The 10,617-nt window shown below is 75.4% G+C and carries 6 protein-coding genes and 1 pseudogene; 4 read left to right on the top strand and 3 right to left on the bottom strand.

All coding sequences use genetic code 11. The features are described 5' to 3' along the window. Position 1: 1 nt before the first annotated feature. From CcI49_RS44040 to CcI49_RS00880, 4 genes are all read left to right on the top strand, one after another. Complete coding sequence (locus tag CcI49_RS44040; RefSeq protein ID WP_255354675.1) at positions 2 to 124, top strand: hypothetical protein; 123 nt, start codon at positions 2 to 4, stop codon at positions 122 to 124. Between the two features lie 7 nt (positions 125 to 131). Further along, complete coding sequence (locus tag CcI49_RS00870; protein WP_076823662.1) at positions 132 to 1,004, top strand: SGNH/GDSL hydrolase family protein; 873 nt, start codon at positions 132 to 134, stop codon at positions 1,002 to 1,004. A gap of 77 nt (positions 1,005 to 1,081) precedes the next feature. Next, on the top strand, positions 1,082 to 3,046 hold the full coding sequence (locus CcI49_RS00875) for an Hsp70 family protein (protein WP_076823663.1): 1,965 nt from the start codon (positions 1,082 to 1,084) through the stop codon (positions 3,044 to 3,046). Positions 3,047 to 3,446: 400 nt separating this feature from the next. Next, positions 3,447 to 4,121, top strand: coding sequence for a sigma-70 family RNA polymerase sigma factor (locus CcI49_RS00880; RefSeq protein ID WP_076823687.1), 675 nt, complete (start codon positions 3,447 to 3,449; stop codon positions 4,119 to 4,121). Between the two features lie 150 nt (positions 4,122 to 4,271). Here CcI49_RS00880 and CcI49_RS00885 read toward each other — a convergent pair whose 3' ends face one another. From CcI49_RS00885 to CcI49_RS41875, 3 genes and pseudogenes are all read right to left on the bottom strand, one after another. After that, on the bottom strand, positions 4,272 to 8,141 hold the full coding sequence (locus CcI49_RS00885; RefSeq protein WP_076823664.1) for an AAA family ATPase: 3,870 nt from the start codon (positions 8,139 to 8,141) through the stop codon (positions 4,272 to 4,274). Beyond that, complete coding sequence (locus CcI49_RS00890) at positions 8,138 to 10,444, bottom strand: hypothetical protein (RefSeq protein ID WP_158230682.1); 2,307 nt, start codon at positions 10,442 to 10,444, stop codon at positions 8,138 to 8,140. Before CcI49_RS00890 ends, CcI49_RS00885 begins: the two co-directional genes overlap by 4 nt. Further along, positions 10,396 to 10,617 (bottom strand): annotated as a pseudogene (locus CcI49_RS41875) (hypothetical protein); the annotation flags it as partial. The pseudogene CcI49_RS41875 and the gene CcI49_RS00890, both read right to left, overlap by 49 nt.

Genomic DNA, 10,617 nt, shown 5'->3' on the forward strand with positions numbered 1-10,617 from the left:
TATGCTGATGGCCGCGGCGGGCTCACGCTTCGCCGTCGCCGTGCTCGACACGGTGCGCGGCGTCCCTGTGGTGCGCCGCGGGGATCTCCGGCCGAAGACCTTCTCGACGCAGACGGGAACGTGAGGCAGCAATGAGCGACGACCTCGGCGAGGTGGATGCGCAGGTGGCTGGTGACCATGTGCCTGGTGGTCACGTGTCTGGTGACCACGTGTCTGGTGACGACGCGCCCGGTCACCACGCGCCCGGTCACCATGTGCTGCCGACCGCCGAACGGCAGGACAGGTACATCGCCACCCCGGAGCAGACGGACATCCTGCTCAGGGCCGCGACCTGGAACCGGTACGCCGCCCTCGGCGACTCGATGGCCGAGGGCATCCTCGAGCCGCTGGACGGCTACGACCCGACCTGCTGGGCGGACCGGATCGCCGCCGCGCTCCGGCGCGTCCGGCCCGGGCTGGCCTACCTCAACACCGGCCGCCGCGGCCAACTGTCCACCGAGGTCCGCGAGACCCAGCTGGGAAAGGTGCTGGACTTCGGGCCCGACCTGGTCACCGTCGTCTGCGGCGGCAACGACATCCTGGCGCCGGCCTTCGACGCCGACGTCTACCGCGAGAACCTCGACGCGATGGTCGGCGCGCTGGCCGGGGCCGGCGCGACGATCTTCCTCTACAGCCTGATGGACATCACCGCCGGGCTGCCGGAGCTGGCCGGAATCCGGCCGCGGCTGGAGCAGCTCAACGACGCGACGCACCAGATCGCCCGCGGGTACGGGACGATCTGGGTCGAGCTGTGGGCACATCCCGCCGCCGGTGACCGCGACGCCTACAGCTCCGACAGGATGCACATGTCCGCCCGCGGGCACGGGCTCATCGCCACCCGGACGATCGAGGAGCTCGGCCACCACCTCGAGACCGGGCGCACCCGCCCAGGAGAGACGACCGAGACGACCGAGACCACCGGGATCGTCGAGGCCGTCGCGCTCGTCTCCCAGGACGCCGGGTGAGATGAACCTACCGGCGACACCGGGCGCCGCTATCATTCGGCACGGAATCGTGCGGTTAAGCCCCGGGAGCGGCCACGGTGGATTACGGTCTCGGCGTCGACCTCGGGACGACCTCCACGGCTGCGGCCATCGGGCGTCCCGGGCGGATCGAGATGGTCGGCCTCGGTGGTCGCGACCTGCTCACTCCGTCCGTCGCGTTCGCGGCATCCGATTCGAGCCTGCTCACCGGCGACGCCGCCGACCGGCAGGCGCGCCGAGACCCGGGCCGGGCGGCGTGGGAGTTCAAACGCCGGCTCGGTGACCCCACTCCGCTGCTCCTCGGTGGCGCGCCGTTCTCACCGGTCCGGCTCCTGGCCGCCGTGCTGGCCGACACCGTCGCGGCCGCGACCGCGCGGATCGGCCACCCACCGGCGCGGATCGTCCTGAGCCGGCCGGCGGTGTGGGGGCAGTACCGGCTCGAACAGTTCGACGAGGTGCCCCGGCTGGCCGGTCTGGACGCTGTTCGGATGGTGACCGAGCCCGAGGCCGTGGCCATCTACTACGCGCTGGGGGAGGACAACGTCGCCGCGGCGGCGGATGCGCTCGCGGGCGTGGGTGCGGGTGCGGGTGCGGGCGGCACGGCGGCAGGTGGGCTCGCGGGTACGGCGGGTGCCGGGCACCCCGCGGGGCCGGCCGGGGCCGGGCGCCAGCAGCTGGCCGACGGCAGCGTCATCGCCGTCTACGACCTCGGCGGCGGCACCTTCGACTCCGCCGTCCTGCACTACGAGGACGGCAGGGCCCGCGTCCTCGGCACCCCCGAAGGCGTCGAGTGGCTGGGCGGCGCGGACTTCGACGAGGCGGTGTTCCAGTACGTGGACCGGGCCCTCGACGGGGCCGTGTCCGCGCTGGGGCCCGTGGCCGGACCCCTCGGCGACCTCGCCGCCTCCGGCACGCTCGGCGGCTCCGCGTCGACCGCCGCCGACCCCGTCGCGCGGGAGGACGCTGCCGCGCTCGCCCGGCTGCGGTCCGACTGCATCCTCGCGAAGGAGGCGCTCTCCTTCGACGCGGAGGCGGTCATACCCGTGTTCCTGCGCACCGTCCGGCGGGACGTCGAGATCACCCGGGCGCAGTTCGAGGAACTGATCCGCCCGGCCCTGAGCTCGACCGTCGAGGCCCTGCACCGGGCCCTGCGGTCCGCGGACGTCGAGCCTGCGGACCTGACCGCGGTCCTGCTCTCCGGCGGCTCCTCGCGCATCCCCCTGGTGGCGCGGATGGTTGAGGAGAGCCTGGGCCGTCCCGTGATCGTCGACACCCACCCGCAGCGCACCGTGGCTCTCGGCGCTGCGCTGCTCGCCGCCGGGCCTGCGCCTGTGCCGGGGATGACGCCCCGGCCGACGATCTCCGTCCCCGCCCGCACCACCGCCGTGTCGTCTCCGCCCACGGACGTCCCCAGGCCCGCACGCCCCACGGACGGGCGCGAAGCCCCGGCACCGGCTGGGCCCGGCTCCTCGCCGTCGCCGTCCGGGGAGAACCCGAGGTCATCGGTGACGGCGGGAGCGCAGGCCTCCGGCCCGGCGCCCGCTGTCGCCGAACCCGCGTTCGGAGGGGCCGCGGCCAGCAAGCCCGCGGCCAGCAAGCCTGCGGCGAGCAGGCCCGCGGCTGCCGGGCAGGCCGGTGTGCCGGCCGCCGTACCCGGCAACGCGGGAGATTCGGGGAAGGACGAAGCATCACCGGATCCGGGGGATCCAGCGGAGCCGGGAGATTCGGGCGAGCCAGGAGATTCGGGGGATGCAGCCGCCGGTGCTGGACCGGCAGCCGGCGGGAACAGCGGCATGCCCGCGGCGGCACAACCGCTCGGGCGCCGTCTCGTGCTCGCGGTTGTCGGCCTGCTCCTCGCGGTCGTCGCCGGCGCGGTCTATGGCTACACCCACCGCGACACCGCGTCCTCCGCGCCGGCATCAGTGCTGGAAACCCCGGGTGCCGGCGTTCCGCAGGCTCGGGCCCTGGCTCCGACCGCAGGTCGTACGAGCTTCGGGTTGTCGTTGCTGCCGAGCAGGATTTGACGATTTCGGTTGTTACCGCCGCGCGGCACAGGCAGTTCACCTCAAGAGCGGCAAAAGGGGCGCAGGTTCACCTGGCAACCCGCAAGAAGTAAGGATTTTGGTCGTTGGGACGACCAAAATCGTTCACTCTTGCGACTCGCCAAACAGGGCTTTCGGGCGCTCGGAGGTCCGGCCGCGTTCGTGGAGCGCGAACCTCCCCGCCCACCGACCAACGATCTCGATCGGTGCCGATCTGAGACAGCCTCTGGGCGGACCAGAATCCTCACTCTTCGACTGGCTGTGCCCAGGGTCGGCGGTGGTCGGCGGGTAGGGACAGCCCTACCCGGAGCGGGGGTGGGCGTCACCGGGTGGAGGGTCCGCTCCCTGTCGGGGCATGCCGCTTCTCCGCGACGTTTACCGCATGCTTTCCGACAGCGAACCTGACATCACCGCGCCTGCGGCTCTGCCCCGGGAGCAGGTCTTCGAGGAACTCGTGCGGACCCATCGCGGGCCGCTGCTCTCCTACGCGACACGCCTCACCGGCGGGGACCGCGGGCGGGCGGAGGACGTCGTCCAGGAGACGTTCCTGCGCGCCTGGCATCACCTGGAGCGGCTGACGACCCAGCCGGGCTCGGTACACGGCTGGCTGCGCCGGGTGGCGCACAACCTGGCCGTGGACGGCCACCGGGCCCGGCAGGCCCGTCCCACCGAGCTTGAGCTCACCGCCGACCACGCCGACATCGCCATGCCCTGGGACACCTGCGAGGCCGTGGTCCTGTCCGTGGTCGTCGAGGAGGCCCTGCGGCAGGTCTGGCCCGTCCACCGGTCCGCCCTCGTCGAGGTCTACCTGCACGGGCGGACGTCGGAGGAGGCGGCGGCACGGCTCGGAGTGCCGGTGGGGACGGTGAAGAGCCGCGTCCACTACGGTCGGCGTGCCCTGCGCCAGGTCGCGGACCAGCTCGGCCTGGGCCCCGGCCACACCGCGGCCCGGCCCACCTCCGCCCACCCCTCCGCCCGCGTCGCGGTCCGGTCCGCCTCCACCGGGCACCACTCCCGCCGGACCTGCGGCGGACGGCGCGGTACGCCGACATCCTGACGCCGGTCGACCCGCCCCGGCCGGTGCTGCGCCCCCGCCGGGGCCGGTTCCGGCCCGGCCGGCCCCTGCCCGGCCCCGGTCCTGCCCGGCCCCGGTCCTGCCCGGCCCCGGTCCTGCCCGGCCCCGGTCCTGCCCGGTCGGGCCCGGCGATCAGCGCAGCAGGGCCGCGGCGACATCGCCGGGCAGCAGCTGCTGCAGGTCGTCGACGGTGGGCGCCGGCATCCGGCGCAGGCGGCTGGCCTGGCGGGTGATGACCCGGTCGAGCATCTGGCGGGCGTAGCGGCCGTTGCCGAACGCCTCGTCGCGGCGCAGACCGTCGAAGTGCTCGCGCAGGGCCTGCAGGGTGCCGCCGTGCGGCTCGTAACCGCTCGCCTGGGCGAGGCTTTCGAAGATCGCCACCAGTTCGTCGGCGGAGTAGGAGGCGAAGCGGATGCGATGGCTGAACCGGGACGCGAGGCCGGCGTTGCCGGCGAGGAACCGGTCCATGTCGGCGGTGTATCCGGCGGCGATGACGACGATGTCGTCGCGATGGTCCTCCATGAGCTTCACCAGGGTGTCGATGGCCTCCCGGCCGAAGTCGGCGCCGTCGCCGCCGGTGGCCAGGGCGTAGGCCTCGTCGATGAACAGCACGCCGCCGCGGGCGGAGTCGAAGACCTCCGCGGTCTTCGCCGCCGTGTGCCCGACGTACCGGCCGACGAGGTCGCCGCGGGAGACCTCGACGAGCTGACCGGTCCGCAGGACGCCCATGGCCGCGAGCAGCTCGCCGTAGAGCCGGGCGACGGTGGTCTTGCCCGTTCCGGGCGGCCCGGCGAAGATCAGGTGGCGGGAGACGGCGGGGGCGGGCAGACCGGCGTCGGCGCGGGCCTGCGCGGAGGCGACCAGGTCCACCAGGTCGGAGACCTCGCGCTTGACCTCGGCGAGTCCGGTCATCGCGTTCAGGCGGCGCAGCAGGCCCTCGACGACGCGGTTGCGCTCCGCCGCGGCGTCCTCGGCCTGCGGGCCGACGGTGTCACCGAGATCCTCGGGCAGCAGGCGGGCCAGTTCGAGGTCGGGGGCGTCGGGGGTGCGGGCGAGCCGGTGGGCCTGCCGGCCGAGCATCGTCTCGAACAGCTGGCGGGCGGCGCGGGCGTTGCCGAACGTCTCGGTGCGCGGCACCTTGTCGAAGTGGCGGCGCAGCGCCTCCCTGGTCTCGTACTCGAGGGCGTAGTGATGGTCGCGGCACAGGCGTTCGACGATGGTGACGAGCTCGGCGCTGCTGTAGCTGTCGAACTCGATGGTGCGGGAGAAGCGGGACTCCAGACCCGGGTTCGCGGCGAGGAAGGAGCGCATCTGCGGGGAGTACCCGGCGACGATGACGACGAGCTCGTCTCGCCGGTCCTCCATGAGCTTCACGAGCGTGTCGACGGCCTCCCGGCCGAAGTCCTGGTGACCGCCGTCGGACGGGGCGAGGGTGTACGCCTCGTCGATGAACAGGATGCCGCCGATGGCCTCCTCGAACTTCGCGGTGGTCCGCACGGCGGTGCCACCGACATGCTCGGCGACGAGGTCGGCGCGTGCGACCTCGACGAGCTGGCCGGTCTCCAGGACGCCGAGCGCGGCGAGGATCTTCCCGAACAGACGCGCGACGGTGGTCTTGCCGGTCCCGGGCGGGCCGGCGAAGACCACGTGGCGCGACATCGGCGGGGGCGCGTGCAGCCGTGCCTCCCGCCGGCGCCGCGCGATCTGGTGCAGCCCGACCAGGGTCGCGACCTCGCGTTTGACACCCTCCAGGCCGACCAGCGCGTCCAGCTCCGCCAGCAGCGCCGCGACCTGCTCCGACTGGTCGCCGGTGGCCGCCGGGCCGCCGCTGCCACCGCTGCGGCTTCCATCGCCTCGACCGCCGGTGCCACCGCCTCCGCCGGTGCCAGCGCCTCCGCCGGTGCCAGCGCCTGCGCCGGTGCCAGCGCCTCCGCCGGTGCCAGCGCCTGCGCCGGTGCCGCCGGCGCGATCTCCGCGATCGGCGCCGCCGTCAGCGCCACCACCGGCGCCGCTGATGCCGCCGGGGCCAGCGCCTCCGCCGGTGCCGGTGCCGGTGCCACCGCCGCTGGAAGTGACGGGGGCGGACGGGCCGGACGGGAAGACGGGACCGCGCGGCGGGTCGTCGTCGCGCACGGCATGGTCGGAGGGGCCCGGAGCGTATGCGTCGGCCGCGCTGTTCGCCGCGCCGTTCGCCGCGCCGGCAGCCGACGGGGGGATCGGGGTGCGGGCGGGCGCGGACGTGGGCGCGGGAGCCGGTGTGGGCAGCACGGGACGGTTGTTGTGGCCGGTGTCGACTCCGCTCAGTCGCAGGTTGGACGTCCGGGCGACGACCTCGACGCCGTCCCCGCCGTTGCCGCGCGACAGCCCGCCGACGACGGACACCTCACCGTCCGTCTCGACCAGCAGGCCGGGTCCCTCGTTCGCGGCCAGGTCGACGTCGGTGATCGTGGCGCTGCTGCCGGGCGCGAGGACGAGACCCGGGCCGCGGGTGTCGTGGACCCGGGCACCGGCCATCCGCGGGTGCGCCGCGTCACGGACGACGATCCCGACGGTGCGCGCGCCGTCGACGTCCACCGCCGCCAGGCTCGGGGTGGCCCGCTCGCGGATCTCGACGCCGACCCGGCAGCCGACGACCCGCAGGTTGCTCACCTCCAGCCGGGTGTCGCCGGACAGATCGACGCCGGCCCGTCGGGCGCCGACGACCTGGGACTCCTCCAGCTGCCCGGCGCCGCCGACAGCCCGCACCCCGTGGTCGACGTCGGTGATGTCCAGGCCGCGCAGCCGGGGCGCGGCCGCGTCCTCGATCACCAGCCCCGCCGGGCTGCCGTACACGGCGGTGCCGTCGAACAGCGCCGCCGAGCGGGCGATCAGCAGCGCGCCGGCGTCCCCGCAGGACGCGATCTCCCCGCCGGTCAGCTGGGGGCGTGCCGCCTCGGTGGCGACGAGCCCGGCCGCCCCGCCGCCGCGCACCATGCAGCCGTGCAGTTCCGGCGCGGAGCGGCCGGTGGCGTGCAGGCCGTGGCCCTCCGGCGTCTCGACCAGGCAGTCGACGAGCATCGGGGCAGCCTGGTCCAGGGTCATCAGCGCGTGCCCCGCCGTGCCGCGGAACTCGCAGCGCTCGAGGGTGGGCCGGGCATCGTCCGCCGCGTAGAGGCCGACGAGGCCGCGGCCGACCCGGGTGTCGGTCAGGCGTGCCCGGGAGTCCTCGCGGGCGAGGATGCCGACGCCGCTGCCCGCGTCGATCCAGCAGCGCTCCAGCAGCGGACCGGCGGTGCCCGCGGTGAGCACGCCGATCCCGCCGGCCACCGCGATCGAGCAGGAACGCAGCACGTGGCCCGTGCCGCCGACGAGCACGACCGCGTTGCCCACGCCCGCGCCGCCGGTGCCGCCCCGGGAGCCGCTCTCGTCCCGTCCCCCGCCCCCGCCCTGGGCCGGCCCCCCGCCCAGCGTCGCGGCCCCGCCCTGGGTCGCGGCCCGGGTGACACCGCGGCCCCGGCCCGCGTCATCGCCACCGCCGTCCCCATCGCCGCCGGTGCCGCCGACGATGATCTCGACATGCGTCAGCTCGGCGCGGCCGCCCTCGGCGACGACACCGGCGCCGGTCTCGTTGGCCAGGCGGCTGGCGTGCACCCGCGCCTGTCCACCGCGCACATGCAGCAGTGCCGCCGTGGACGCCACGACGTCGCAGTTCTCCAGGGTGAGGTGACCACCCGCCACCTGCACCAGCGGCAGGTACTCGTCGCCGCCGCGCAGCCGGATGCCGTGCAGGCGGACCTCGCCGTCGGCGCACAGCAACGCCGAGCCGGGCGGCACCTCGACGGTCACCGTGCCGAGGCCCTCCTCGGCGACCAGGACGACGTCGCGGGTGAACACCAGCGCCTCCCGGTACACCCCCGGCCGGATGGCCACCGTGTCCCCGGGGCCGGCGGCGAGCAGCGCCCGCGCGAGCCCGCGCAGGCAGTCCTCGTCGGTGGCGGAGACGGACAGCACGCCCGCGGTCATTGTGGCTCCTCGGCTCTCTCCCCGCCCGGCGACGGGACGTCCCGACTGTGTGGTGGCACATCGCCGCCCTCGGGCGCGTAGGGACGGTCGCCGTCACCGAGGCCGATGAGCGGGCCGGCCGTGCGACCGGGCTCGACCGCGCCGGGAGACGCCGCGGCGAGCGGTCCCGGGGCGGGCAGCTGAGCGAGGCGGGCCACGAGTTCCCGCAGCCGACCGCGGGCGCGTTCGTCGAGAGCGTCGTCGGCGCGGCCACCGAAACACTCGCGCAGCAGAACCCAGACCGGGCGCGACGGCTCCCCCGGCGGCTGCCCTGCCGGCCCGGTGCCCGCCGGGTTCCCCGGGCCCGTGCCTTCGTACGGGTGCCCGGCTCCGTCGCCAGGCAGGACGTCGAGCACGACGAACCGGGTGCCGGCGGTGAACAGCGCATGGTCGGCGGGGCTGCCGAATCCGCCAGATCCGCCAGATCCGCCAGACCCGCTGGGGCCGCCAGGACCCCCAGGGCTGCCAGGACCGCCGGGGCCGCCGGGGCCGGCCGGCTGCCCGGGTGATCCCAGCCGGTCCGTGCGCCGAGCGGTGGCGGACCAGATCGCGTAGCACACGGTCTGACCGGGGACGGTCCACGGCGTCGTCGAGACCCTGAGGAACCCGGGCTCCGCCAGGATCTGGCCCCGGCGCAGGCCGGTCGCCAGCCGCGGGTCGGCCAGCGCGGGCCGGAACACCGGCCCGGCGGCGGCCGGCAGCCGGCTCAGACCGGCGGCCGCGCAGCGGGCCAGCAGCAGCGCACCGGCGCGCTCAGCCTCCCCGGCCCCGGCCCCGGTCCCGCCCGCGGTCGCGGTCGTGCCACGCAGGACGGAGTCGACGAGGCCCGCGGTCACGACGGGTGAGCCGTCGCCGGTCCGCGCCGCGTCGTCGGTGACCGCGGCCGACAGGTAGGCGCGCAGCGCGACCAGGCCGGACAGGACGTCGACCGAGTCGGACACCGACCGCAGGCCCGGCTGCAGGGCGAGCATGCCCATGATCGCGCGCGCGTGTGCCTCGTACCGCCAGCCGAGGAGCGCGCGCAGCGGTTCGCGGTCCGCCGGCGTCGCGCCGGGCCGCACGGCGACCCACGGCAGGAGTTCGACCGATTCCGCCCGCGGCCCGACCGGCGGGGCCGACGGCCCTTCCCGGACGGGTGCCGGCTGGTCCGCGGGGGTCTGGGGCCGGGCCGTTGGTGACCATTCCGGCGGGGTGGGTGCGGTCCAGCGAACGACCACGGGCAGTGCCACCGGCAGTTGGACGTCCTGTGCGCCCACCGACACCGGTACGGGTACCGGCGGCGCCGCGACCACCTGCACCGGCTCCGCCCCGGCGGTCGCCCCCGGCGCCGACCCGCGCGCCAGCTCGGCTGTCGACTCCAGTTCGGCCGCGGGCACCAGCTCGGCTGTCAGCGCCGGCGCCTGCACCGCTTCGGCTACCGGCAGCGGTTCAGGGGCGGTCGGGGCATCGTGGGTGCCGTCGTCCAGGCCCACGGCGCCCCAACGCCGCAGGGTTCCGCCCGTGAACACGATGCCGGGCAGTTGCCAGAGGCCGGTGTCGGCGGCGTGGACGCTGACCCGCAGATGGGCCGTCAGCACCTCGGCGAGACCCGCCAGCAGGGTCTCCGACGGGCATGGCCGCGCGACCACCAGAACGGGGCGGTGGCCCCACTCGTGGCAGTTCTCGATCACCTGGGCCAGCGTCTCGGGCGCCACCGGCTGGCCGTTCGCCAGAAAGCCGGTCCGCTCGGCACCGAGATGGACGACGAACAGGCCCGGCGGAGCGAGCGGGAGCCGCCCGGGATTCGTCCAGGCGGGGACGAAGAACCGCCCGGCCGGTGTGCCGAGGCTGCCATCGAGGAGTTCACGCACCGTTTCGTCCACCGGCTCCGGGCGGACCGGCGGCCGCCGGAACGGGGTCCCGTGCGGCGCGAGTGCCGCCGGCGTCACCCCGGTGGCCGTGGGACGTCCCGACGCGTCCCAGGAGACGGCGGCGCCGCGCAGCGGCGCGGACACGTCCGGCCTGCCGCGCCCGCCGGGCCGCGCCCGCGCCGCCGGTCGTCCTGGCGTGATCCGGTGTCGGGCCGGCGATGACTGCCCGGGCCTGGCCCTCGGTGACGTGGACGGCCGGGCGGACGTGAACGCCTCGGCGAATTCGTGCGCCTCGGCGAATTCGGGCGGCTCGGCGGACCTGGGCGGTGAGTCGGGCACGGAACGCGGACGCAGGGCGGTCAGCGTCATACCGAGACCGGTCGTGGAGGGCCGGGCGTCCGCGGGACGGCCCACGCCTCCTCCTCGGCGCGCTCCGCCTGCAGGAGGAGGTGGGCGAGCACGCGGTGCTGCGCCACCTCGTCGACCGGCTCCGGCGGCAGCCCGGACCGTTCGATGTGCCGGAGCAGGTCCGGATCCGGGGCGAGGCCGTGTTCCTCCAGGTAGTAGCTGACCGTGTCGGTCCAGAT

Origin of the sequence: Frankia sp. CcI49 (assembly GCF_001983215.1) — a bacterium.
GTDB classification, from domain to species: Bacteria; Actinomycetota; Actinomycetes; order Frankiales; family Frankiaceae; genus Parafrankia; species Parafrankia irregularis.

Bases quoted from the DNA above. Each gene is read 5' to 3' on its own strand.
- CcI49_RS44040 (WP_255354675.1), top strand. From the start codon at position 2: ATGCTGATGGCCGCGGCGGGCTCACGCTTCGCCGTCGCCGTGCTCGAC.
- CcI49_RS00880 (WP_076823687.1), top strand. From the start codon at position 3,447: ATGCTTTCCGACAGCGAACCTGACATCACCGCGCCTGCGGCTCTGCCC.
- CcI49_RS00885 (WP_076823664.1), bottom strand. From the start codon at position 8,141: ATGACCGCGGGCGTGCTGTCCGTCTCCGCCACCGACGAGGACTGCCTG.
- CcI49_RS00870 (WP_076823662.1), top strand. From the start codon at position 132: ATGAGCGACGACCTCGGCGAGGTGGATGCGCAGGTGGCTGGTGACCAT.